At 71.3% G+C, this 22,756-nt stretch carries 22 protein-coding genes (1 of these 22 cut by a window edge); 11 read left to right on the top strand and 11 right to left on the bottom strand.

Features of this window, described 5'->3' with window-relative positions; genetic code table 11:
* Nucleotides 1-52: 52 nt before the first annotated feature.
* Together ACFP2T_RS11990 and ACFP2T_RS11985 are read left to right on the top strand one after the other, a co-directional pair.
* Complete coding sequence (locus tag ACFP2T_RS11990) at nt 53-919, top strand: LLM class flavin-dependent oxidoreductase (protein ID WP_377420752.1); 867 nt, start codon at nt 53-55, stop codon at nt 917-919.
* A 157-nt stretch (nt 920-1,076) separates the two neighbouring features.
* Entirely contained in the window at nt 1,077-2,036 is a 960-nt protein-coding gene (locus tag ACFP2T_RS11985; RefSeq protein WP_377420750.1) for a zinc-binding dehydrogenase, read from the top strand.
* Between the two features lie 140 nt (nt 2,037-2,176).
* On the opposite strand, the gene ACFP2T_RS11980 is transcribed toward ACFP2T_RS11985, so the two are convergent.
* The 4 genes from ACFP2T_RS11980 to ACFP2T_RS11965 form a co-directional block, all read right to left on the bottom strand.
* Nucleotides 2,177-2,803 carry a hypothetical protein gene (locus tag ACFP2T_RS11980; RefSeq protein WP_377420748.1) on the bottom strand — a complete coding sequence of 209 codons (627 nt, stop codon included), beginning with the start codon at nt 2,801-2,803 and terminating at the stop codon, nt 2,177-2,179.
* A gap of 70 nt (nt 2,804-2,873) precedes the next feature.
* Complete coding sequence (locus ACFP2T_RS11975) at nt 2,874-4,664, bottom strand: DUF4012 domain-containing protein (RefSeq protein ID WP_377420746.1); 1,791 nt, start codon at nt 4,662-4,664, stop codon at nt 2,874-2,876.
* 194 nt (nt 4,665-4,858) lie between these two features.
* The gene (locus ACFP2T_RS11970; protein WP_377420744.1) at nt 4,859-6,103 is read right to left on the bottom strand and encodes a glycosyltransferase family 4 protein; all 1,245 of its coding nucleotides are present in this window, start codon (nt 6,101-6,103) and stop codon (nt 4,859-4,861) included.
* 36 nt (nt 6,104-6,139) lie between these two features.
* Nucleotides 6,140-7,639 carry a tyrosine-protein kinase domain-containing protein gene (locus tag ACFP2T_RS11965; protein ID WP_377420742.1) on the bottom strand — a complete coding sequence of 500 codons (1,500 nt, stop codon included), beginning with the start codon at nt 7,637-7,639 and terminating at the stop codon, nt 6,140-6,142.
* A gap of 285 nt (nt 7,640-7,924) precedes the next feature.
* Between ACFP2T_RS11965 and nhaA the strand changes: the two genes are divergently transcribed.
* Nucleotides 7,925-9,271 (top strand): Na+/H+ antiporter NhaA, encoded by a 1,347-nt coding sequence (nhaA, locus tag ACFP2T_RS11960; protein WP_377420740.1) that lies wholly within the window; start codon nt 7,925-7,927, stop codon nt 9,269-9,271.
* Between the two features lie 18 nt (nt 9,272-9,289).
* Here the strand turns inward: nhaA and ACFP2T_RS11955 are convergent, their stop codons facing one another.
* The 3 genes from ACFP2T_RS11955 to ACFP2T_RS11945 form a co-directional block, all read right to left on the bottom strand.
* Nucleotides 9,290-9,514 (bottom strand): hypothetical protein, encoded by a 225-nt coding sequence (locus tag ACFP2T_RS11955; RefSeq protein ID WP_377420738.1) that lies wholly within the window; start codon nt 9,512-9,514, stop codon nt 9,290-9,292.
* A gap of 93 nt (nt 9,515-9,607) precedes the next feature.
* Nucleotides 9,608-10,195, bottom strand: a complete 588-nt coding sequence (locus ACFP2T_RS11950) for a TMEM165/GDT1 family protein (protein ID WP_377420736.1) — start codon at nt 10,193-10,195, stop codon at nt 9,608-9,610.
* Nucleotides 10,196-10,420: 225 nt separating this feature from the next.
* Nucleotides 10,421-11,011 (bottom strand): TetR/AcrR family transcriptional regulator, encoded by a 591-nt coding sequence (locus tag ACFP2T_RS11945; protein ID WP_377420734.1) that lies wholly within the window; start codon nt 11,009-11,011, stop codon nt 10,421-10,423.
* 79 nt (nt 11,012-11,090) lie between these two features.
* Between ACFP2T_RS11945 and ACFP2T_RS11940 the strand changes: the two genes are divergently transcribed.
* Nucleotides 11,091-11,507, top strand: coding sequence for a VOC family protein (locus ACFP2T_RS11940; RefSeq protein ID WP_377420732.1), 417 nt, complete (start codon nt 11,091-11,093; stop codon nt 11,505-11,507).
* A gap of 27 nt (nt 11,508-11,534) precedes the next feature.
* On the opposite strand, the gene egtD is transcribed toward ACFP2T_RS11940, so the two are convergent.
* The 4 genes from egtD to ACFP2T_RS11920 form a co-directional block, all read right to left on the bottom strand.
* Nucleotides 11,535-12,500: an L-histidine N(alpha)-methyltransferase gene (egtD, locus tag ACFP2T_RS11935; protein ID WP_377420730.1), complete on the bottom strand. Its 966-nt coding sequence runs from the start codon at nt 12,498-12,500 to the stop codon at nt 11,535-11,537.
* Nucleotides 12,501-12,573: 73 nt separating this feature from the next.
* Nucleotides 12,574-13,407: an ergothioneine biosynthesis protein EgtC gene (gene egtC, locus ACFP2T_RS11930; protein ID WP_377420728.1), complete on the bottom strand. Its 834-nt coding sequence runs from the start codon at nt 13,405-13,407 to the stop codon at nt 12,574-12,576.
* Between the two features lie 88 nt (nt 13,408-13,495).
* The gene (egtB, locus tag ACFP2T_RS11925) at nt 13,496-14,830 is read right to left on the bottom strand and encodes an ergothioneine biosynthesis protein EgtB (protein WP_377420726.1); all 1,335 of its coding nucleotides are present in this window, start codon (nt 14,828-14,830) and stop codon (nt 13,496-13,498) included.
* Nucleotides 14,827-16,056: a glutamate-cysteine ligase family protein gene (locus ACFP2T_RS11920; RefSeq protein WP_377420930.1), complete on the bottom strand. Its 1,230-nt coding sequence runs from the start codon at nt 16,054-16,056 to the stop codon at nt 14,827-14,829. Before ACFP2T_RS11920 ends, egtB begins: the two co-directional genes overlap by 4 nt.
* A gap of 122 nt (nt 16,057-16,178) precedes the next feature.
* Here ACFP2T_RS11920 and ACFP2T_RS11915 point away from each other — a divergent pair, with 122 nt between their 5' ends.
* The 7 genes from ACFP2T_RS11915 to ACFP2T_RS11885 all read left to right on the top strand — a co-directional run.
* Nucleotides 16,179-16,565 (top strand): ArsR/SmtB family transcription factor, encoded by a 387-nt coding sequence (locus tag ACFP2T_RS11915; protein ID WP_377420724.1) that lies wholly within the window; start codon nt 16,179-16,181, stop codon nt 16,563-16,565.
* The gene (locus ACFP2T_RS11910) at nt 16,565-17,449 is read left to right on the top strand and encodes an SRPBCC family protein (RefSeq protein WP_377420722.1); all 885 of its coding nucleotides are present in this window, start codon (nt 16,565-16,567) and stop codon (nt 17,447-17,449) included. Before ACFP2T_RS11915 ends, ACFP2T_RS11910 begins: the two co-directional genes overlap by 1 nt.
* A 119-nt stretch (nt 17,450-17,568) precedes the next feature.
* Nucleotides 17,569-18,921, top strand: a complete 1,353-nt coding sequence (locus ACFP2T_RS11905; protein ID WP_377420720.1) for an ABC transporter substrate-binding protein — start codon at nt 17,569-17,571, stop codon at nt 18,919-18,921.
* Nucleotides 18,918-19,841: a carbohydrate ABC transporter permease gene (locus tag ACFP2T_RS11900; RefSeq protein ID WP_377420718.1), complete on the top strand. Its 924-nt coding sequence runs from the start codon at nt 18,918-18,920 to the stop codon at nt 19,839-19,841. Before ACFP2T_RS11905 ends, ACFP2T_RS11900 begins: the two co-directional genes overlap by 4 nt.
* 14 nt (nt 19,842-19,855) lie before the next feature.
* Nucleotides 19,856-20,659 (top strand): carbohydrate ABC transporter permease, encoded by an 804-nt coding sequence (locus tag ACFP2T_RS11895; RefSeq protein ID WP_377420716.1) that lies wholly within the window; start codon nt 19,856-19,858, stop codon nt 20,657-20,659.
* A gap of 36 nt (nt 20,660-20,695) precedes the next feature.
* Nucleotides 20,696-21,787 carry an ABC transporter ATP-binding protein gene (locus ACFP2T_RS11890; protein WP_377420714.1) on the top strand — a complete coding sequence of 364 codons (1,092 nt, stop codon included), beginning with the start codon at nt 20,696-20,698 and terminating at the stop codon, nt 21,785-21,787.
* A gap of 233 nt (nt 21,788-22,020) precedes the next feature.
* Nucleotides 22,021-22,756, top strand: the 5' portion of a protein-coding gene (locus ACFP2T_RS11885; protein WP_465264260.1) for a serine/threonine-protein kinase. It continues 233 nt past the right edge of the window; the window shows 736 of its 969 coding nt (coding positions 1-736); it begins with the start codon at nt 22,021-22,023; its stop codon lies beyond the right edge, outside the window.

Here is a 22,756-nt window from a genome sequence, read left to right as displayed (position 1 = left end):
CCCGCGCGGGTACCAGCCGCCGCCGGACGGCCCGGGTGCCAGACTGGCGGACATGGGACAACCGGTCAGATTCGGCCTCAACGTGGATCCGAACGTCGGCGGGCTGGCCATCGCCGAGCGCATCGCCGCGATCGCCGACAACAACGGCATCGAGTACGTCGGGGTGCAGGACCACCCGTACAACGAGGGTTTCTTCGACACCTTCACGGTGCTGACCTGGCTGGCCGGCCGGACCAGTCGGGTACGGCTGTTCCCGAACGTGGCGAACCTCCCGTTGCGCCCTCCGGCGATGCTGGCCAAGCAGGCCGCCAGCATCGACGTCCTGAGCGGAGGCCGGTTCGAGCTGGGGCTGGGGGCGGGCGGATTCGTCGACGCGATCGCCGGGATGGGCGGGCCCCGCCGTACTCCGGGGGCGGCTCGGGCGGCACTGGACGAGGCGATCGACGTCATCCGGGCGAGCTGGGCCGGGAAGCCGTACGCACACCAGGGCCGGCACTACGTACTGGAGGAGGTCCGGCCCGGTCCTCGACCGGCACACGACATCGGGCTCTGGCTCGGTGTGGTCGGCCCCAAGGCGGTACGACTGGTCGGCGCGAAGGCCGACGGCTGGTCGGTCTCCGCGCCGTACGTGCCACCGGCACGGGTCGGCGAGCTGAACGAGATCATCGACGAGGCGGCCCGCTCCGCGGGTAGGGATCCGGACCGGCTCGTCCGGCTCTACAACGTAATGGGGCTGATCGGGCCGGCCGACAAGGACGCCTTCCACGGCCCGGTCGAACGGTGGGTGGAGACGTTGACCGGCCTTTACACCGCACAGCGCCTCAACACCTTCGTCTTCTGGCCCAACGGCGACCGGGAGCAGCAGTCCCGGATCTTCGCCGAAGAGGTGGTGCCGGCCGTCCGGGCGGCGCTCGGCTGATCGGGCCCGGCCGCCGCCCGGGACCACCTCCCGCGTCGGCGGGCCTCGGAGCCCGACTCCGGCGAAATACGGTTTCCGCCCTCCCCGCGGTTGACCTCGACCGAGGTTCAGGTTGTTGACTTGCGTCCGAGGTGCCGTCGAGCCGGGAGGGGCCGAGATGCGCGCGGTGTGGTTGACGGAGTTCGGCGGGCCGGAGGTGCTCGTCGCGACCGACCGGCCCGATCCGGTGGCCGGGCCCGGTCAGGTCGTGGTCGCGGTCGAATTCGCCAACATCACCTTCGTGGAAACGCAGCTCCGCGCCGGTGCTGGCCCCGGAGGGTTCAGACCGGAGCTGCCGGTGATTCCGGGCAACGGCGTCGGCGGCCTGGTCGACTCGGTCGGGCCGGGCGTCGACCCGGCGCTGGTCGGGCGGCGGGTGGTCAGCGGCACCGGGGGTTCGGGAGGCTATGCCGAGCGCGCGGTGGCGAAGGCCGAGGACCTGATCGAGGTGCCGGACGGGCTTCCGCTGGACAGCGCGGTGGCGTTGCTGGCCGACGGCCGTACCGCCACCCTGCTGATCCGGACGGCCCGGATCCGCACCGGAGAACGGATCCTGGTCGAGGCCGCGGCGGGTGGCGTCGGAAGTCTGCTGGTCCAGCTCGGCACGGCGGCCGGCGCCACGGTCGTCGCGGCGACGGGCGGCGGGCGAAAGGGCGAGCTGGCCCGCGAACTGGGCGCCGACGTGGCGGTCGACTACCAGGCTCCGGGTTGGACGGACCGGGTACGCGGTGCCGTCGGCGCGGTCGACGTCGTCTTCGACGGTGTCGGCGGCACCGTGGGGCGGGCGGCGTTCGAGTTGCTCGACCGGAACGGCCGGATGGTCAGTTTCGGTCTGGCCAGTGGAACGTGGACGGACATCCCGGACGAGGTCGCGAGGCAACGGGGGGCGACCATCGTCCGGGTTCCCCGGTCCGATCCCGCCGAGCTGCGGGAGCTCACCCGGGCAGCGCTGGCCGAGGCCCGGGCCGGGCGGTTGCGTCCGGTGATCGGGCAGCGGTTTCCGCTGGAGCGGGCGGCCGACGCACACGCGGCGATCGAATCGCGGGCCACGGTGGGCAAGACGCTACTGGCGATCTGACCCGCGCCCGACGACGCGTACCGACCGAAGCGGGCCCCGCCACCACGACGCGCCTGCCGGACGGGTGGACCCGTCCGGCAGGCGCGTTGTCCAGGGACCCGGTCGGCGGCGACATCGCCGACCCGGCCCGGCGGCGAAGGTCAGCCGACCGGGGTCAGCTGCCGCGACCGTCCGGTACGACGGCTCCGGCTCCGCCAGACCACGGCCACCAGTACGAGCAGCGCACCGGCGATCAACAGCATGGTGCCGACCGCGATCTGTGATCCGGTCTCGCTACCGGTGACCGGGAGCGGTGGCTGCGCCTGGACGATGGTGACGGTGGTGCTCGCCACCCGCCCGGTGGTGAGGCCGGTCGCGGTGATGGTCAGGGTGCCGGTCCGGGTGAACCGGACCCGGACCGAGAACTCACCGGTCACGTTGGCCCGTACGGTGATGCTGGTCGGATTGGTGTACACCTGCGCCGCCTGGCGCGCGACCGGCAGCATGGCGCCGACCCCGCCGGTGTCCGCCGCCGTCTGGGCACCCAGGGCCAGTGGCCCGAGCGCGAAGTCGAGCCGGACGAGTTCGTTGCCGCCGAACCCCGAGCCGAACACGGTGAACGTTGTCCCCACCTCCACCGTGGGGTCGCTGACCGTCAGCGACGGCGGTACCGGCGGATAGGGCGGTTGGGGTAGTGGTTGGGCCGCCGCGGGCATCCCCGCGATGGCGAACGCGCCCACCGTGGCGAGTGTCGCCACGACCGAGCCGATGATGCGGGATAGCCGCATGATGGTTCCTCTCTCTACTGATCGCATGCCGTTCACTTCGGAGCGGATGACGTTCTGCTGATGCGGCGATCTACTGATCGCACGCGGGTGCGGGACTGACACGGGTGGTCCAGGGCCGCGAGCCGGGGGTCAGCCACAGCTCCGCCGCGCCGCTGGCTTTTTCCTGGGTAAGCAGGCTGACCTCCAGCACGCGGGTACGTCCGGGTTTGATGTCGACGGCGAGTACGCCGACCCGGCGCCCCCGCTCCATGCCGCCGCCCACCGGTGCCGGCTTGCCGTCCAGCCGGGCACCACGCGGTGATCCGCGCAGCGGGCTGAACACGTAGACCAGGACCCTCATCGTGTAGGGATCACCGGACATCGCCAGGCCCCGGACCGACTGGCTGAGCCCGGAGGAGGGCGCGGTCGAGCGCAGGGTGAGGCGTAGATGTAGTTCGCGTCGACCGTCGGGGCGGCAGTCGCCGACGGTCAGTTCGGCGGCGCCGTTCAGGTAGTAGCCGAGCTTGGCGCCGCTGCCGTCGTTGATGAAGACGCCGACGTTGTTCACCGTCTCCCGGTCCGGCAGCACACCGGCCAGCCGGGTGTCGACGAGTTCCCGCTGCTCGGCCGGGCGGGCACTCCAGAACAGGATCCGGCGCTCGGCGACGGCCGCGCCGAGGGCCTCCGCCACGGCCCGCGGATTGACCGCGCGGTTCAGCAACGCGTTGAAGACCGCCTTGGCCGACGCGGCGAAGTAGTCGTCCTGCTCTGCCGGCGCGTCGATCCGGCGATAGGTGTCCGACAGCAGGGTCCGGACCACCGTGGGCGCGGTGAGGGTCGGATGCCCCGGCACCGGTACCGGACCGACGGCCCGGAGCAGGTAGGACAGCGCCACCGGATCGGTGGCGAGTACGCCGTCAACGGTGCCGCCGCCGGCTCGCCGGTACATCTCCCGGAAGAGCGTGGCCGCGGTGGGGAAGTGCGGGGTGAGGTTCACGTCCGCGGGGTAGATCCCGAGCAGGTCGGTGTAGAGCGCCCGGTGTTCCCGGGACAGCGGCAACACCGGCCGGGCGAAGCTCCTCAGTTCGCTGGCCGCCCCCTGCTTGACGATCTTCACCTGGCCGCCGTTGGCCTGGATGACGGCGTAGGCGCCGAAGATCCCGCCGGTCGCCCGGGGCTCGGCGAGGTTCTGGAAGAGCGCCAGGTATGTCCTGGTCCCGCTGCCGCCAAGCAGCACCGGAAGGAGGGTGCCGCTGCGCCGGACGGCGGAGGTGAGGGTGACCAGCCGATCCAGTTCGGTACGCAGCAGCCGTACCGCCTCCTGGACCGAGGGCTGGAGCCCGTCGGTGGGTACGGTCCTGATCTGCTCCCGGACCTCCTGCGCGGCGGTGTCCGCCGCACCGACGGCGGGCATCGCGGTCCGCAGCGCGGCCAGGTCCAGCCGCCCGGTGCTGGGCAGCAGCGTGCTCAGGTCGAGTTCCACCAGCGGGGGGAACGCCCGGCGGGCGAGTTCGTCGATGCCCACCGCGAGGGCCCGTACGGCGGACAGGGTCGAGCCGCCGTACGGGGTGTTTCCGGCCGCCCGCCAGCCGAGATCGCCGGTACGGGACCGGGCGGCCGCCGTCTGCTGTTGCAGGGCGGCGAGGGTGCGGCGGGCCTGGACGGTCTCGCCGTCGAGCACCTGCTGGCTCAACTCGCGGGCCAGGCTCGCGGCGTTGTCCAGGTTTCCCCTCGCCTGCCAGCCGCGCAGCCCGAGCCAGCCGCCCACCAGGCCGAGCAGGCAGACGACCACCAGGGTGGTGAGCAGGGCCCGACGCAGGTTGCGTCGGAACGCTCGACGGCGGGCCGATTGCCGCCGCCGCCCCGGGGAAACATCCCCCACTTCCACCACCGCTCTCGACTAATTGGAATGAATCGGACAGAATGTCGTTTGTGTCCTATATCTCTATAGCACGCCTAACAGCCCCTCGTAGGTATTTCAAGGCCCTTCAAGGCTGTTTTATGTCTTTGTAGTGAGAAAAGCTCATAAAACGGTCGGACGGCGCCCGGCGGCCGGATTGACCGCCGGGCCACCGATTACCGCCGACGCCGGCTCGCCGCCGCCTCGGCCAACATCTGCTCGATCTGGTCGACCCCGGTCCGTAGGGACATCCGCGCCAGGTAGCTGTCTCTCGCCCGCTGCGCCATCTCCGCCCGTGCCGTACCGGGAATCACCGCGGCCAGGGCGAACCGGTCCGCCAGGGCCTGCCAGTCCTCCGCCGGGCAGGAGAGGCCGGCACGGGCCCGTTCCACCAGGTCGACCGTGTCGCCCCCGGCGGACGCGACGACCGGCGCTCCGGCCGACAACGCGGCCTGCAACTTGGCCGGCACGGCCCCGTGCAACGCCGGCAGATCCCGCAACAGCACGAGCTGGTACTCGGCGGCGGCGTACAGGTCGGCCATCTCGGCGGGCGGGTGCCAGCCGAGGAACCGGATGTTGGTCGCGCCGAGTTCCTCGGCGAGCTGCCGGCTCTGCCGCTCCTCCGGCCCCGACCCGACCAGCACCAGGTCCAGGTCCACCTTTCCGTCGACCGCCGCCGCGGCCCGGACGGCCGTGTCGACCCGCTGGAACGGACCCATCGTGCCGGCGTGCATGACCGTGGTGTGACCACGATGGCCGATCGCCCGACGGGCCGCCGGAGTGGTCCCGATCGGCCGGAACAGCCGCTCGTCGGTCCAGTTGAGCACCACCCGCACCTTGTCCGGATCGCCTCCCCGCTCGATCACCACGTCGCGCATCGACGGCGCGATCACCGCGATCCCGGCCGCCGACCGGTAGATGCCACGCATGGTGCGGCTGAGCAGCCCGTGCATCATCCCGCCGGACTCCGCTCGACCCTCGGTGGCCGGCTCCGTCACCGCCTCCGGCCAGACGTCCTGGACGTGCACCACGGCCGGGACCCGGCGCAGCAGCCGGAGCAGCGCCGCCGCCGCGTAGGCGCCGGCCGGCGGGAAGTAGACGTAGAGCGCGTCGACTCCGGCCAGGTAGCCGGGCGCGGCCAGCGCACTGGTCATCGCGTACGAGAGCTGCCGGGCGGCTCGTCGCGCCGAACTGCCGTCATGGCTCGCGTACATCGGGACCCGCCGGATGGTGACCCCGCCCTCCTCGGTCTGCTCCCGCCAGCGTTGCCGGTAACCCGGATAGATCCGTCCGGTCGGATAGTTCGGGAATCCCGTGAGTACCCGGACCTCGTGCCCACGGGCCGCCAACTCCTCAGCCAGACAGCCCGGTATGAAGGCCGGCTCCGGCGGAAACCAGTACGAGATGACTCCGATCTTCATGTCCCATCCCCCGATCACCAGACAGCCGGCACCGCGTCATCGCGGCACCCGGCTGAGTTCCGCGGTGTCCTCCGGTATCCGGACACCGTTGCTGTGCGGGGGGAGCCGCGTGGGGTCGGTGATCTCGATCTGCTCGCCGCGCACCATCGGAGGCTTCTCGACCGGTGTGCCCTTCCGGTACGCCCGGTACTGCTCGACGTCGATCTTGTTTTCCTTGGACATGTTCAGCACGCAGCCCAGCACCCGGGCCGCCACCGCGTGCAACGCCTGGGCGGCGGCGGCGGTCTGCGCGCTCGGGGTCTTCCCCTGCCGGGTGACCAGCAGGGCACCGTCGGCCTGCACCGCGACCACCACCCCGTCGGTGAACGCCAGCAGCGGCGGGGTGTCGATGATGACGATGTCGGTCAGCTCGCGCAGCGAGAGCAGCAGGTCCGCCATGGCCTTCGAACCGAGCAGCTCACTCGGATTCGGCGGGACCGAGCCGCCGGGAAGTACCAGCAGCGACCTGTCGCCCCACGGTTGCAACACGTCCTCCACCGCGACCTCGCCGATCAGCACGTCGGTCAGGCCGGCTCCGGAGCCGAGTCCGAGGTAGTTCGCCACCCGTGGGTGCCGCAGGTCGGCGTCGACGAGCAGCACCTGCCAGCCCGCCTCCGCCAGCGTGATCGCCAGGTTGCAGGCCAGGGTGGACTTGCCCTCCGCCTGGACGGCACTGGTGACCGCGATGACCCGGGCCGGCTCCTGGGCGTCCACGAACCTGAGATTCGTCCGCAGTTTGCGCATCGCCTCGGCCCGGGCCGACTGGCCGGCGGCGCCGACGATCAACGGGCTCGACCGGGCCTGGCTGTCGTACGGAATGCTGCCGAGCAGCGGCGCCGAGGTGGCCGCCTGGAGCGCCTCGCCGTCCCGGAACGTGGTGTCGGTCAGCCCGCGCAGCACGGACAGCCCGACACCGAGGACGAGTCCGAACACTCCGGCGAGGACGAGGTTGCGGACCGGCCGGGGCGAGACCGGTTCGGCGTCGACCCGTGGGCCGCCGACCACCTCGATCTTGATCGGGGCCTCCTTGGCGCCCGGCGGCGTCTCGATGGTGTGGACAAGCTTGACGAAGTGCGCGGCGACCGCCTCGGTGAGCCGCAACGCCCGGGCCTGGTCGGTATCCGTGACGGTGGCGGAGAGCAGGACGGTGTCCGCCTCCACCCGCGCGGTGATCCGGGACCGCACCTCGTCGGCGGTCAGCCCCACCTGCTCCTCCCCCGCGATCGTCTGCGCCAACCGGTCGCTGGTCAGCAGGTCGACGTACGACTTGACCCGCTGCTGGAGGAAGAGACCACCCTGGTACGCGTCGGACATCCCCTGGCCGGGGGACGTGACGAAGAAGGTCACCGAGGAGGCGTACTGGGGCGTGGCCCGGACCGTGACGAATCCGGTGATCCCCAGCGCGACCATGATGGTCGCGAGTACCACCCACCAGCGTTGGCGCAGCGCGCGCAGGTAGTTGTGCAGATCCATCAGCCAGGCCTCCCGTCTCAGCACCAACCGGTCGCGGGGTGCTAAAGACCTCTAGTCATTACAAAAAATGCAACAGTATGAAAAGTTCACACTTGTCACTCGACAGTTCCTACCGAATGTAGATGATTGAGCGCCCTCAGTAGTCATACTCGGCGCAACACGGCGCGAGAAGTACCAGACACGGCGACCGGGTCGATAACTCTGCACCCGGCAGCGGTCGGTGGACAGGGGTAAGGTGATCACCAGGTGCGCCGGGAAGTCTGGTCGGCAGGTCCATCGACACTGCCCAGATCGAGGTGACCCCGCCGGATGACCGACCGCCAGCGCCCCGTCCAGCCGCCCGGTGCCGTCCGGCGGTTCTTCCAGCGCGGCTCCTGGCCAGAGGCCAGATTCGTCGCCGACGTGCTGCGTACCGAGACGGTCGGGGGCGGGCTGCTGCTGTTCGGAGCGGTGATCGCACTCGGCTGGGCGAACTCGCCGTGGTCCGACAGCTATCTCGCCCTGGGCCGGTACGTCCCCTGGAGCGACGGCGACGTCGTGCACCTCGACCTCAGCCTCGCCGGATGGGCGGCGGACGGGCTGCTGGCGATCTTCTTCTTCGTGGTCGGCCTGGAACTCAAGCGCGAATTCGTCGTCGGGGACCTGCGTGATCCACGCCGAGCCGTAGTACCCGTGCTGGCCGCCCTGGGGGGAATGGCGCTGCCCGCGCTGATCTACGTCGCGGTGATCGCGGCCTCCGGAAGCGGGGCGTACGCCGGCTGGGCGGTCCCGATGGCCACCGACATCGCGTTCGCGCTGGCGGTGCTCGCCGTCATCGGCTCCCACCTACCGCACGGGCTGCGCGCCTTCCTGCTCACCCTGGCGGTGGTCGACGATCTGATCGCGATCCTGGTCATCGCGCTGTTCTACACGGACCAGCTCAGCCTGCCCCCGCTGCTCGGCGCGCTGGTCACGATCGGCGTCTTCGGACTGCTGGTGCAGCGGCGCCTGACCCGGTGGTGGGTTCTGCTGCCGCTCGGCGTACTGAGCTGGGTGCTGATGCACGCGTCCGGAGTGCATGCGACCGTCGCCGGAGTACTGCTCGGCTTCACCGTTCCGGTGCTGACCCGTCCGGGCGAGCGCCGTCGGCCGGCCGAGCACCTCGAGCACCGCTGGCGTCCGGTGTCGGCCGGGGCCGCGGTTCCGATCTTCGCGTTCTTCGCCGCCGGGGTCGCGCTGCGCGGCACCGACCTGGGCGGACTGATCCGCGAGCCGGTGGTGCTCGGCGTCGCGGCCGGGTTGATCGTCGGCAAGACGCTCGGCATCTTCGGCACCACCTACCTGCTGTCCCGATTCACCCGAGCCGAGTTGGACGAGGGCATCGGCTGGCCGGACCTGTTCGGCGTCGCGCTGCTCGCCGGAATCGGATTCACCGTCTCACTGCTGATCGGCGAACTCGCCTTCGGCAGCGGTGGCGAGGAGGACAGGTTCGTCAAGGCCGCCGTGCTGGCCGGGTCCCTGATCTCGGCCGTACTGGCGTCGCTCGTGCTGACCCTGCGGAACGCGAAACATCGGCGGCTGTCCGAGGCGGAGAGCCGGGACGAGGACGCGGACGGGGTGCCGGACGTCTACCAGCGGCCGGAGCCCGGCGACCGGCGCTCCGGGGCGGCGGACTGATTTTGTCCGAGGCCGGGCCTACATCGGCCTCGGTCGGTCGCCCGGCGCCGGGTCGTCGTCCGCGTCCTCGTAGTGGTCCGAGTCGGCGAGTGCCTCCTGGAACTCGCGGGACAGATCCGAACCCGGCACCGCGGTCTCCTCCGCCTCCTCCGCGACCACGTCCCGCTTGTGCGGCGGTTCCGGCTCGGGGGCGGTCCCCTCACCGGCGAATCCGTACTCGTTCGGCTCATCGTGCCTGGTCATGCAGTGATCCTCCGTTCCAGCCACGAGCCGGGTCCGCCGACCCGTCGGCCACCGAAACGGCTACCCACAACCCGCCGTCCCACACGGGATCGGTCAGGTCAGTTGCCGGATCCCGTCCAGCAGCAGCCACAGGCCGCAGATCGCGAAGAGCGTGCTGGCGCCGTACCGGATGGCCTTGTCCGGCAGTCGGCGACCGAGTGCCCGGCCGACGCCGATGGCCAGCGCGTCGGCGGCGACCATGCCGACGGTGGAGCCCAACCAGGTGCCGAACCAGCCGTGCTGGGTGGCCAGGGTGACCGTCGCGAGCATCGTCTTGTCGCCGAGTTCGGCCAGGAAGAAGGCGATCGAGACGGCGATGATCGCGGATCTGGTGGTCCGCTCCGCCTTGCGCCGTTCCTCGTCGGTCAGCTTGTCCCCGCGCAGGGTCCAGGCACCGAAGCCCAGGAACGCCAGCCCGGCGACCAGGGCGATCCAGCCGGTGGGCAGCGCCGAGCCGAGCCCCACCCCGAGGGCCACCGAGGCCAGGTGCACGACCGAGGTCGCCACGGTGATGCCGATGATGACCGGCAACGCCTTGAACCGGGTGGCGAAGGTCAGCGCCATCAGCTGCGACTTGTCGCCCAGCTCGGCGACGAAGATGACGCCGAAGCTGATCGCCAAGGCCGTGTTGAAGTCCTCCATGACACCCTTCCCGGTTGTACCGGGCCGGGGGCATGGGCGACCTCGACCCGGCATTTCTGCCTGAGTCGAAGGTCTCGCCCGCCCCACCTGGGTGAGGCCGCGTGGCCGGGCGCGGAACGCGCCAGTGTGTCGACCACGACATTGGGAGCTACTCCCCTTCGCTGCGGACGACCCTACCCGATCAAGATCGGCGGCGCCGGGGACACCCCGGAGGTGCGAGGGAGGTCACGGAACGCGCAGCGCCCCCAGCATCCGGGTCAGCGCGGCCAGGGTGTCCGCCATGTCCTGCGGGCGCCCCGACGCCGCCAGCCAGAGCGCCGCCTCGTTCATCGCGCCGGAGAGCAGCCGGGTCAGCGGCGCGACCGGCTGCGGCGCGAGGACTCCGGCCTCGATCAGCGCGGTGAGCGCGTCGGTGAGGTGGCGGGCCGATCCGGCCTCGTCCAGGGCCCGCCACTGTGCCCAGCCCAGCACGGCCGGGCCGTCGACGAGCATGATCCGCTGCACCTGCGGGTCGGTGCTGGCGGTGAGGAACGCCTGGCAGCCGGCGGTGAACTGGGTCCACGGATCGTCCTGGGCGTCGGCGGTCGCGGCGACCCGCCGCGCGACCTCCTCCTGCACCTGCGCCAGTACGGCGTGGAACAGCGCGGCCTTGCTGTCGAAGTGGTGGTAGAGCGCTCCCTTGGTCACCCCGGCCGCCGCGACGATCTCCGAGAGCCCGACCGCGGCGTAGCCCTGGGTCGCGAACAGGCGTCGGCCCTCGCGCAGCAGGGTGCGCCTGGTCTGCTCCCGCTGCTGCTCGCGGCTGAGGTTCGGCATCGCACTCCGTCCGTTGACATACCGATGGTACGTCAGTAGCTTACCTTTCACATACCGACGGTATGCGAAAGGGGCACTCATGGAGCTGACCAGCTTCTATCCGGTCATCTGCACCTCCCGACTGGCGGAAACCCGCGACTTCTACACCCGACTGCTCGGCTTCGAGACGACCTTCGAGGCCGACTGGTACGTCAGCCTCCGGCGACCCGGTCCACCGGCGTACGAACTCGCACTGCTCGACCACGACCACCCGACGTTGCCCGAGGCGTACCGCCGGCCGGTGCGGGGCCTGCTGCTCAACTTCGAGGTCACCGACGTCGACGCGCAGTGGCAACGCCTCGTCGTCGCCGAGGGTCTGCCGGCCGAGTTGGCGCTGCGCAGCGAGGACTTCGGGCAGCGCCACTTCATCGTGGCCGACCCCAACGGGGTGCTGCTCGACGTGATCACCCCGATCCCGCCCACCGGCGCCTACGCGGAGCAGTACGTGAACGGCTGACCGCGATTCGCGGTGCCGGGGATGTCGTCAGACGGCCTGGGCGAGGGTCACGGCGAAGAGGCCCTCGTCGTCGGTCCACCGGGCCCGGACGGCGAATTCCGCGGCGGTCAACTCCTCGTCGACGTCCGCCGGCCGGAACTTCGCCGAGATCTCGGTCCGCAACTCCTCCCCCTCGGCGAAGGTGAGATCGAGGTCGAGCACCCGTACCCGCATCGGGCGCCGGGCCCGCAGCCGCATCTCGATCCACCGCCGGTCGGCGTCCCACGTCGCGACGTGCGCGAACGCCGCCACGTCGAAGTTCGCGTCCAGCTCACGGTTGAGCACCCGCAACACGTTCCGGTTGAACTCGGCGGTCACCCCGGCGGCGTCGTCGTAGGCCGGGACCAGCACCCCGGGATCCTTCACCAGGTCGGTGCCGAGCAGCAGCCAGTCGCCCCGCTCCAGCGCGGCCCGCATCGCGGCCAGGAAACCGGACCGCTCCACCGGCAGGAGGTTGCCGATCGTGCCACCGAGGAACGCCACCAGCCGCCGACCCCCGGTGGGCAGCCGGTCCAGGTGCCGGGTGAAGTCGCCGACGATACCCCGGACCCGCAGGCCCGGATACGCGGCGGCGATCTCGGCCGTCGACTGGCGCAACGCGCTGACCGAGACGTCCAGCGGCACGAAGGTGCCCAGGCTGCCGTGTGCGGTCAGCGCGTCGAGCAGCAGGCGGGTCTTCTCCGACGAGCCGGAACCCAGCTCGATCAGGGTCTTGGCGTCGGTGAGCCGGGCGATCTCGGCGGCGTGCGCCGCGAGGACGGCCCGCTCGGCCCGGGTCGGGTAGTACTCGGGCAGTCGGGTGATCTGTTCGAACAGCTCACTGCCCCGGGCGTCGTAGAACCACTTCGGCGGCAGCCATCTGGGTACGGCGGTGAGCCCGGCCCGGACGTCCGCCCGCAACGCCCGAGCCAGGTCCTGTTCCTCCAGATAGATCTCCAACGGATCCGCGCTCACGCGTTATCTCCCTCCGGTCGACACCCGCCGCCCGTGCGGTGGCGGCCCCTGGTCAGTGCGGGACGCGCCGCGCTCAGGGGGCCGGTCCCGTCGATCCGCCGTCCCGGCGTAGCGGTTGATGCCGATCTTCGATGCGCTCAAGCCGTCCCCGCCCCGGCGCACCGGCACCCTCGATCGGGCGCAGTTCGAGGAGGCCGGCGGTGGCCAGCACGAGGGTCCCGTCCGGAACGGGCCGCCAGCCGGGCTCGTCGTCCAGCGGTTCGGAACAGAGCAGTGCCGACTCTTCGGTGGCCCGCGCCGACAACGCGTGCCCGGCCGCCGTGGCCACCAGCAGATGCCCGTCGGTGAGCAGCAGGTTCAGCCGCGAGCCGGGCGCGGCGGCGGCGACCTCCCGGACGGTCTCGGCGACCGCCTCCGGCGCGGCGGCCCCGGCACGCAACCGGTGCCGCACCAGCGCCCAGAGCAGGGCGGCGTCGGTCGGCGCGTCCAGGGTGAGCAGGTCCCGGGTGGGCAGTCGACCGGCCAGTTCCGCGACCGAGTCCGGCCAGCCGCGGATCAGGCCGTTCAGGCTGAACAGCCAGGGTCCCTCGGCAAACGGTGCCGCCGCGGTCTCCACCACCGGCATGCCGACGGTCGCCGAGCGCACCGCCGCCAGCACCGCACCGGAGACCGTCGACGCGGCCAGCGCCGGCAGGGTGAGGTCGGTCCAGATCGGATCGGCCCGGCGGTAGCGCACCGGTTCGGCGGCAGCGCCGTACCAGCCGACACCGAAGCCGTCGGCGTTGACCGTGCCCCCGCCGCGCATGTCGCGCGGTGCCCAGGACTGCCGGGCCAGCGAGTGCGGCGGGTCGAAGACCAGTGCGCCGAGCGGCACGGGTGGGCCGAGATAGGCCAGATGGCGACACATCAGTCCTCCGGTGCCCGCTCGCGACGGCAGTCCTGCAATGCGAGCGCGCAACGGACGTCCGGCGCGGGCGCGCCACGGCCCGGTCGGCTCACGCGACCTCGTCCGGCCGGGCGTCCCGCGCGCAGCGGAAGCCGCTGAAGATCTGCCGACGGATCGGCAGGTCCCAGTTCCGGAAGGTGCCCCGGCAGGCCACCGGGTCGGTACCGAACGACCCGCCACGCAGCACCCGGTGGTCCGAACCGAAGAAGACCTCGGAGTACTCCCGGTACGGGAACGCCGTGAACCCGGGATAGCCCTGGAACGGGCTCGACGTCCACTCCCAGACGTCACCGATCAACTGGTGTACGCCGAGCGGCGAGGCACCCGCCGGGTACGCCCCGACCGGTGCCGGCGCCAGGTGCCGCTGGCCGAGATTGGCATGCTCCGGCGTCGGGTCCTCGTCGCCCCAGGGGTAGCGGCGGGACCGCCCGCTGACCGGGTCCCACCGGGCCGCCTTCTCCCACTCGGCCTCGGTGGGCAGCCGCTTCCCGGCCCACGCCGCGTACGCCTCGGCCTCGTGGTAGCCGACGTGTACCACCGGCTCGTCCGGCACCAGCGGGGCGAACCGACCGAATCGCCGGTAACCCCAGTCGCCGCCGTCCCGTTGCCAGTGCATCGGTGCCGAGAGTCCTTCGGCCGACCGGTACCGCCACCCCGGCCCGCTCCACCAGCGCGGCTCGGCGTAGCCACCGTCGGCGACGAAGGCCAGGTACTCCGCATTGGTCACCGGCGCCGCGTCCAGCACGTACGCCGGAAGGTCCACCAGGTGGCCGGGCCGCTCGTTGTCCAGCGCCCACGGATCGGTCGAGGTGCCCATCACGAACGGCCCGGCCGGAATCAGCACCTCGCCGGTCACCGGTACGACGGCGGCCGGCGGCGGGGGCGCGGAGAGCACCGGCGGCCCCGCCCGGAGCTGGTGGGTGGCGAGCATCGTCTCGTCGTGCTGCTGCTCGTGCTGGGCGATCATGCCGAACGCGAATCCGTCGGCGACCAGTCGGCGCCCGTCGAACCGGAACCCGTCGAGCAGGTCGAACACCTTGTCCCGGACCGTCGCCACATAGGACCGCGCCTCCACCGGGCCCAGCAGCGGCAGTGCCGGACGGTCCTTGCGGGGGTGCTTGAACGCGTCGTACAGCTCGTCGATGTCGCGCCGTACGGGATCCCGACCGCCGACGTCGCGGACCAGCCACAACTCCTCCTGGTTGCCCACGTGGGCGAGGTCCCAGACCAGTGGGGACATGATCGGCGAGTGTTGCCGTACCAGATCGTCGTCGTCGACTGCCTCGGTGAGCCGGATGCTGCGGTCGCGGGCCCGGCCGAGCACGGCGGCGATCCGGTCCCGCAACACCTCCGTCGGCTCGCTCTCCTGACTGAGGTGGGTCATGACGGTCCTCCCCGCGCGACAGCGAGCCGCCGCGCCACTATCCGGGTGATGTCCTCGCGGGTCGACGGCGGCAGGCCGGTGTGGTCCAACGCCCGGAGCGCCAGGTCCAGCACGGTCTCGGCCGCCCGGGCCAGCAGTGGGTCACCTAGCCCGCGCCGGGCCGCCTCGGTCCACCGTCCGGCGACCGGTTCACACGCCTGGAGGGCCGCCGACCGGGTCCGGTCGGTGCCGAGCAGGGCGCTGAGCACCCCGACCGGGGCGATCCACTCCCCCGCCGGTTGGGCGTCGAGATAGCGGATCTCCAGATAGCCCCGGGGACGTACCGGCGGGAACAGGGTGCTGAGGTGGTAGTCGAGATCGTCGGTGTTCGGCCGTTGGGGCAGGGCTCCGGCGATCCAGTCCCGAAAGGTGATCCCCGGCGGGACGCTCCAGTCGGCGCCGTCCCGGCGTACGCAGAGCAGCGGTGCCGCCAGCGCGTAGCCGACCCAGGCGGCGACCGGGTCGACCGCGCCTCGGTCCGGGGTCCAGACCGGTCGGGTCCGGGCCGGATCGATCCGCTGCCAGGCGGCCATCCGGGCGGATGCCCGGCCGGTGTCCCGACCGGCGTGCCGCCGGGCGGTGGCGAAGGCGGCGAGCAACGCGGGCCCGACCGCGTGCGCCGTGGCCCAGCGCTCCGAATACTCGCCGGTCGTACCGGCGTCGAGGCAGACCTGGAGCCCGGCCGTGCTGTACATCATCGTCCGGCCAGCCGGATTGAGCCGGTCGAACGCACAACGCATCGCGCGGTATCTGGGGGTGTCCACCACCGGGGCCGGCGGGCGGTACGGATCGATGCCGGTGTCGCCGAGCACGAGCCCGGCGCTGCCGAGCAGGCCGTCGAGGTGGGCGATGTCCGAGGTGGTGCTCTCGTGCAGTTCGCCGAGCGAGCGACGCGGGGCGGTGGAGATCTCCACCTGACCTCCGGGCTCGACGCTGACCGTGCCGGAACTGGGCAACGGTGCGGCGGGACTGTCCGGGTCGATAGTGGGCGGGGCGTGGGGTCCGAGGGCGGTCCGGAGCCGGTCCGGCTCGATCGGCCGGTTCGGCGAGGCCGCGTCGTGAACGGTCCATTCCAGTTCTACGCCGTGCAGCGTGGGTGGTCCGGTCTTGAAGCAGATCTTCGCGATGTATCCCTCGGCGTCATCCACGGCGTTCAAGATCGTGCCGCTGTCCAGATCCGACGACATCACCTGTGGTGCCTCCCTCCGCCACGATCGTTGTGCCTTACCCCGTTTGCCGGTACACAACCGTCACCGGCCGCTGGAGAAACATTGGTTACATAACTTGCTCGGCATATTACCGAGTTGGTATGTTCATCGCCGTGGCCACCCCGTTCGAGGTACTCGCCGAGCCGACCCGCCGCCGGATCCTGGACCTGCTCCGGGAACGCCCACGCTCGGTCAACGAACTGACCGAGCAGCTGGGGCTCACCCAGCCGGGCACCTCGAAGCACCTGCGGGTGTTGCGCGACGCCGGACTCGTGCGGGTCCGGCCGGACGCGCAACGTCGCTGGTACGAACTCTGTCCCGAACCCCTCGCCGAACTCGACGCCTGGCTCGCACCGTATCGGTGGATGTGGGCCGGTCGGCTGGACACGCTTGAACAACACCTGAACACCATGCCAAACGGGTCCGACAGTTCCGGCGATCACACAGCGCCGGGACAGCTCGACGGCACGAAATCGGAGGACCGCTGATGAACGAGAGCCTGGACAGCGTGGACGGGCGCCAACGGCTACGCATCGAGCGGCGGCTGGCGCACCCGCCGGAGAAGGTCTGGCCGGCCGTCACGGAACCCGAGCACCTCAGCCAGTGGTTCCCGGCCGAGGTACGCCTGGAGCCACGGGTGGGCGGACGGATCACGTTCAGTTTCGGTCCGGGCGGTGCCGAGACCGTCGGCTCCGTCAGCGCGTACGACCCGCCCCGGCTGTTCGCCTTCGACTGGGACGGCGACCTGTTCCGGATCGAGTTGCGCGCCGACGGCCCGGGATGCCTGCTGGTGTTCAGCCACACGTTCGACGACCGGCCGGCGGCGGCGAGCTACGCCTCCGGCTGGCGCAACTGCCTGGACGGGCTCGAACGGCTGGTGGACGGCCGACCGACCGGACCGCTCGAACGCCCCTCGGGACGGCTGCACGAGTCGTACGTCGAGGCGTTCGGGCTGGCCGACGGCATCGCCGAGGCCACTGCGGACGGCTGGCGGGTACGCTTCGAGCGGCAACTGACCCAGCCGATCGAGGCGGTCTGGGGCACCCTCGCCGGCGCGGATCCGGGAGCGGCGGCCACGGTCGGTGCGATCCCGCCGCCCGGGTTCACCACCGACGAGTTCCCGGCCGGAGTGATCACCGAACTGGACGCACCGTCCCTGCTGGAGTACGCCTGGCAGCCCGCCGGGCAATCGATCGGACGGATCCGCTGGGAACTGTCCGCCGGAACCGGGCACGGCGCCCGCCTCGTCCTCGTCCACACCGGTCCGCCCGGTACGGCCGGAGAGCAGGCAACGGCGCTGACCGTCTGGCGGGACCGGATCGAGCCACTCGCCCGACGACTCGCCGAGGAGGCGGACCGGAACGCCGACTGAGCATCTCCTCGACTTGACACCACGCTTGCGAATATGTGCACTTGTGACACTCCGCACAAGCCGGCGATGGTGCCCGCAGCAGGCGACCGGGCCGGCCCGCCACCGCACGGGGAGGCACGATGGCACCACACGCAGGCTCAGGCACCCTAGACCTCAGGCTCGACCGTCGCCGACTGCTCGGCCTCGGCCTCGCCGCCGGAGCCGCTCCGCTCCTCGCCGCCTGCGGCGGGGCCTCGACCACCGGCTCGGACGCCGAAGGTGCGATCACCTTCATCTCCACCCAGTTCACTCCGGTGGAGGAGCGGCAACGGTTCGAGCAGATCCTCCGCGACCGGGTGAAGTCCGGCGCGGTCGCCTACAACACGGTCGAGCCGAACGTCTTCTCCTCCACCATCACCTCGCAGGTGGCGGCGGGCCGGGTCCAGGTGAGCCTCGCCGGTGGCCTGCACGGGGACTTCGCCCCGCACGCCGACAAGTTCGAGAACCTCGACGACCTGGCCGCGAAGCTCGCCGACCGCCAGTTCCCGCCGGAGATCGCGAACCTCGGCAAGCTGGCCGGCGGCGCCACGACGTACCTGCCGTGGATGCAGGCGTCGTACGTGCTCGCCGTCAACAAGCGGGCCCTGGAGTGGCTGCCCAGCGGGGCCGACGTACAGAACCTGACCTACGACCAGCTGCTGGCCTGGATCACCGCCGCCCGGCGGGGCAACGGCAACAAGCCGGTCTTCGGCCTACCCTGCGGCCCGAAGGGCCTCTACCACCGGTTCTTCCAGGGCTACCTGCTGCCGAGCTTCACCGGCGGTCAGATGACCACGTTCCGCAGCCCGGAGGCGGCCGCCGCCTGGCAGTACATGAAGGAGCTGTGGGCACAGACCGCCCCGGCGTCGACCAACTTCGACAACATGCAGGAGCCGCTGCAACGCGGTGAGGTGCTGATCGCCTGGGACCACGTCGCCCGGCTGGTCAACGCCCCGGCCGACAAGCCGGACGACTGGGTGATGGCACCGGCGCCGCGCGGCCCGAAGGGCCTCGGCTACATGCTGGTCGTCGCCGGCCTGGCGATCCCGCGCGGCGCGCCGGAGGCGGACCGGGCACGCCAGGTGATCGAGGCGCTGACCACCCCGGACGTGCAGCTCGAGGTGCTGCGCCGGAACGCGTTCTTCCCGGTCGTCAACGCCCAGCTTCCGGCCGACCTGCCGCCCGCCGTCGCGCTGGAGGCCGAGGCGGTACGCCGGCAGCAGAGCGCCGAGGGTGCCATCCTCGCGCTGCCGCCGGTCGGGTTGGGCGCCAAGGACGGAGAGGTCTCGCAGATCTTCAAGAACTGCTTCAAGGAGATCTGCCTGGACGGCCGGCCCGTGCAGCAGGTCCTGGACCGCCAGGCCCAGCAGTTGAACGCCATCCTGGACGAGGCGAAGGTGCCGTGCTGGCGCCCGGACCCGGTCGCGGCGGGGCAGACGTGCCGGGTGCAGTGACGACGGCGCCCGACCCGGCCCCGTCGGAACCGGCGTCGGCGGCGACCCCGCCCCGGGCGGCCCGTCGACGACGGCGGTCCCGGGTGCCGACCGCCGCCCTGCTCGTCGCACCCTCCGTCGTCTTCCTGGCCGCGCTGTTCCTCTGGCCGATCGCGGTCGGCGTCGGGCAGGCGTTCACCGGTGCGGACGGGCCCACGCTGGCCCACCTGCGCCGGATGGTCGACGATCCGTACTTCTGGACCGCCACCCGGAACACCGCCCTGCTGATCGTTGTGCTCATCCCGCTGCAGTTCGGGTTCGCGCTGACCATGGCGCTGCTGCTGCGGGAACGTCCCCGGCTGTCGTCGTTCTACTTCTACGTCTGGTGCGTGCCCCTGGCGATCAGCGATCTCGCGGCGGGCCTGGTCTGGCTGTCGATCTTCGCCGACCGGGGGTACCTCAACTCGACCCTGGCCCGACTCGGGCTCGGTGACGGCTTCGCCTGGCTGTCGTACGACAACCAGACCAGCATGTTCGTCGCGGTGCTGCTGGCCGAGCTGTGGCGGGCCACCTCGCTGGTCCTGGTGATCGTGGTCGCGGGGCTGCAGAACATCCCGCGCGACTACGACGAGGCGGCGGCGGTCTTCGGCGCGACGTACTGGCAGCGGCTGCGGCACGTCATCCTGCCCCAGTTGCGGCCGAGCCTCCAGGTCGCGCTGATCCTCCGGACGATCCTCGGACTCCAGACCTTCGCCGTCGCCCAGGCACTCACCGGTCGGAGCTTCCCGCTGCTGGTCGGCGAGACCTACCAGTGGTACGTGACGCTCCAGAACGAGCACGTCTCGGCGGCCATCGCGCTGGTCATTCTCCTGATGTCGCTCGGCACCGCCGTCGTCTACCTGCGGGTGCTGCGCGACCCGTCGACCGGCGGCGTCCGGTGAGCCGGCGGAGCGCGGTGCGGCGCCGCACCGTCGGAATCCACCTCGCCTGTGTCGCCGTCACCCTCTTCATGGGCGTACCGATCTACCTGATCGCGCTGGCCGCACTCTCCAGCCGCGAGTCGCTGAACCGTTTCCCGCTCTCCCTGCTGCCCGGTGACCTGTCGACCGAGACGATGCGGGTCTTCCTGGACAGCACCGGGGTGATCGGCGGTTTCCAGAACTCCGTCGAGGTCGGCCTGCTCAGCCTGGTCCTGTCGCTGGCCCTCGGCGTGCCGGCCGGATACGCCGTCGCCCGGTACGCGTTCCGGGGGCGGGAACCGTACCAACTCTTCCTGCTGCTCACCCGGGCCCTGCCGATCGTCGTGCTCTCGGTGCCACTGGCCCGGGTGTTCCTGGCCAGCGGGCTCTACGACACGACGTACGCGGTGGCACTGCTGCACACCGCACTCGCCCTGCCGACCACCGTACTGATCACGTCGGCGATCTTCGTCGCGGTGCCGGTCGAGCACGAGGAGGCGGCGATGGTGTTCGGGGCCAGCGCTCCGAAGGCCTTCGCCCGGGTGGTGCTGCCGCAGGCGTTGCCCGGGATCGCCGCCGCCGCCATCTTCACCTTCGTCACCTCCTGGAACGAGGTGCTGGGTGCGGCGGTGCTCACCCTCAACCGCCGTACCCTGCCGGCCCAGGTGCTCTCGACCCTCGCCGACTCACCACTGGCCTTCCGGTTCGCCGGCGGTTTCGCGCTCGTCGTACCGGCCCTGGTCTTCATCGCGTTCATGCGCCGGTACCTGTTGAACATGTGGGGAACCACGATCCGCTGACGTCGCCGGGAACGGCACCGAGGAAAGGGACGAGCGTTGGCCGAGATCGTGCTGCGGAATTTGGCAAAGACCTATCCGGGAACCAGGACGCCCGCCACCGACGACATCAGCCTGGACGTACGCGACGGCGAGTTCCTGGTGCTCGTCGGACCCAGTGGCTGCGGCAAGACGACCCTGCTCCGGATGATCGCCGGGTTGGAGTCGCCGGACGAGGGCACCGTGCACATCGGTGACCGGGACGTGACCGACCTGCCGGCCCGCCAGCGCGGGCTCTCCATGGTCTTCCAGTCGTACGCCATCTTTCCGCACCTGCGGGTCCGGCAGAACATCGCGTTCGGGCTGACCATGCGGAAGACCCCGAAGGCGGAGGTCGACCGGCGGGTCGGCGAGGCGGCCGAACTGCTGCACCTGACCGAGTACCTCGACCGCTATCCGGCCCAGCTCTCCGGGGGCCAGCGCCAACGGGTCGCGGTGGCCCGGGCAATCGTGGTGGACGCCGACGTGCTGCTGATGGACGAGCCGCTGTCCAACCTGGACGCGCTGCTCCGGATGGAGTTCCGTACCGAGCTGAAGCGGATCGTCGGCAAGCTCGGCACCACCACCGTCTACGTGACGCACGACCAGGCCGAGGCGCTCTCCCTCGGCGACCGGGTCGCGGTGCTCCGGGAGGGCCGGATCGCCCAGGTCGGACCGCCGCTCGAGGTGTACGACGCTCCCGCCGACGAGTTCGTCGGCGGGTTCCTCGGCGCCCCGCCGATGAACTTCCTTCCGGCGCGGCTGGACCGCTCGGACGACCGGCTCGGGTTGCGGTTCGGCGACCAGCGGATCACGGCCCCGGTGGCGCTGGCCGACCATCCGTCCGAGGAGCTGACCGTGGGCGTGCGGGCGGAGAACATCGAGGTCTTCGACGCCGACGGTCCGGACCGGCTCGCCGCCCGGGTCGAGGTGGTCGAGCCGACCGGAGCCGCGATCCTGCTCACGGTGGATCTGGAGGGTCGGCAGCTCAAGGTGCAGACCCCGCCGAGCTTCCGGATCGGTCCCGGTAGCCCGGTCTGGCTCCGGGTCGACCCGGAGCGGATGCGCTTCTACCGGGCCGAGGACTCGACCGCGATCCGGCTCGCGGGGTAGGCCGCACCGCCCGCCCGGGCCGGTGATCCGACCGCCGGGCGGGCGGGACCCCGTTGCGTCCGCGGGCGACGCCGGTCGGTAAGGTGGGCCGCGCGACCGTCGGTGCGTCTCGCGGAAGAGGCCGCCGCGATTGGGTACGAGATCCACTCGCTGGGTACGGTGAGCACGTGCTGGAATCCGGAGTCGTGCTGGGCGGGCGGTACCGTCTCGATGACCGTGTCGCCACCGGTGGTATGGGTGACGTGTGGCGCGGCACCGACGTGGTGCTCGGTCGCCGGGTCGCGGTGAAGGTGCTGTTGCCGGCCCTGCTGGCCGACCCCGATTTCATCGCCAGGTTCCGCGCCGAGGCGCGGATGCTGGCCACCCTGCACCACCCCGGCATCGTCCAGGTCTACGACTACGGCGAGGACGAGCTGCCTTCCGGTCGGACCGACTACCTGGTCATGGAGTACGCCGACGGTGAGCCGCTGTCGGCGCGGATCCGCGAGGCGGGCCGGCTCGGTGTCGCCGAGACTCTCCGGGTGGTGGCGCAGGTCGCGCACGCCCTGCACGCCGCGCACCGGGGCGGGATCGTGCACCGGGACGTCAAGCCGAGCAACCTGCTGGTCCAGACCGACGGCCGGGTGCGGCTGCTGGACTTCGGTGTTGCCCGCTCGGTCAACATCACCAGCATCACCAGCGCCAACGCGGTGCCGGGCACGGCGCTCTACATGGCTCCCGAGCAGGCCGCCGGCCGACCCGTCTCGGCGGCCACCGACATCTACGCGCTCGGCACGGTCGCGTACCAGTGCATCGTCGGGGAGCCGCCGTTCACCGGCGACAATCCGCTTCAGGTGGCGGTGAAGCACCTGCACGAGGAGGCGCCGCCGCTGCCCGACGACGTACCCGCGTCGGTCGCGGCGTTGATCGAGCGGACGCTGGCCAAGGATCCGGGCGACCGTTATCCGGATGCCGCCGCGCTGGCGGCGG

It is taken from the genome of Plantactinospora solaniradicis (assembly GCF_042658085.1).
GTDB classification, from domain to species: domain Bacteria; phylum Actinomycetota; class Actinomycetes; order Mycobacteriales; family Micromonosporaceae; genus Plantactinospora; species Plantactinospora solaniradicis.
Note: the sequence above shows the minus strand (reverse complement) of the source record. Positions and strands in the feature narration are given on the sequence as shown.

What these genes read in the sequence shown, in the direction of transcription:
- ACFP2T_RS11990 (WP_377420752.1), top strand. Translation starts at nt 53, where the DNA reads ATGGGACAACCGGTCAGATTCGGCCTCAACGTGGATCCGAACGTCGGC.
- ACFP2T_RS11985 (WP_377420750.1), top strand. Translation starts at nt 1,077, where the DNA reads ATGCGCGCGGTGTGGTTGACGGAGTTCGGCGGGCCGGAGGTGCTCGTC.
- ACFP2T_RS11980 (WP_377420748.1), bottom strand. Translation starts at nt 2,803, where the DNA reads ATGCGGCTATCCCGCATCATCGGCTCGGTCGTGGCGACACTCGCCACG.
- ACFP2T_RS11970 (WP_377420744.1), bottom strand. Translation starts at nt 6,103, where the DNA reads ATGAAGATCGGAGTCATCTCGTACTGGTTTCCGCCGGAGCCGGCCTTC.
- nhaA (WP_377420740.1), top strand. Translation starts at nt 7,925, where the DNA reads ATGACCGACCGCCAGCGCCCCGTCCAGCCGCCCGGTGCCGTCCGGCGG.
- ACFP2T_RS11955 (WP_377420738.1), bottom strand. Translation starts at nt 9,514, where the DNA reads ATGACCAGGCACGATGAGCCGAACGAGTACGGATTCGCCGGTGAGGGG.
- ACFP2T_RS11950 (WP_377420736.1), bottom strand. Translation starts at nt 10,195, where the DNA reads ATGGAGGACTTCAACACGGCCTTGGCGATCAGCTTCGGCGTCATCTTC.
- ACFP2T_RS11945 (WP_377420734.1), bottom strand. Translation starts at nt 11,011, where the DNA reads ATGCCGAACCTCAGCCGCGAGCAGCAGCGGGAGCAGACCAGGCGCACC.
- ACFP2T_RS11940 (WP_377420732.1), top strand. Translation starts at nt 11,091, where the DNA reads ATGGAGCTGACCAGCTTCTATCCGGTCATCTGCACCTCCCGACTGGCG.
- egtC (WP_377420728.1), bottom strand. Translation starts at nt 13,407, where the DNA reads ATGTGTCGCCATCTGGCCTATCTCGGCCCACCCGTGCCGCTCGGCGCA.
- egtB (WP_377420726.1), bottom strand. Translation starts at nt 14,830, where the DNA reads ATGACCCACCTCAGTCAGGAGAGCGAGCCGACGGAGGTGTTGCGGGAC.
- ACFP2T_RS11920 (WP_377420930.1), bottom strand. Translation starts at nt 16,056, where the DNA reads ATGTCGTCGGATCTGGACAGCGGCACGATCTTGAACGCCGTGGATGAC.
- ACFP2T_RS11915 (WP_377420724.1), top strand. Translation starts at nt 16,179, where the DNA reads ATGTTCATCGCCGTGGCCACCCCGTTCGAGGTACTCGCCGAGCCGACC.
- ACFP2T_RS11910 (WP_377420722.1), top strand. Translation starts at nt 16,565, where the DNA reads ATGAACGAGAGCCTGGACAGCGTGGACGGGCGCCAACGGCTACGCATC.
- ACFP2T_RS11905 (WP_377420720.1), top strand. Translation starts at nt 17,569, where the DNA reads ATGGCACCACACGCAGGCTCAGGCACCCTAGACCTCAGGCTCGACCGT.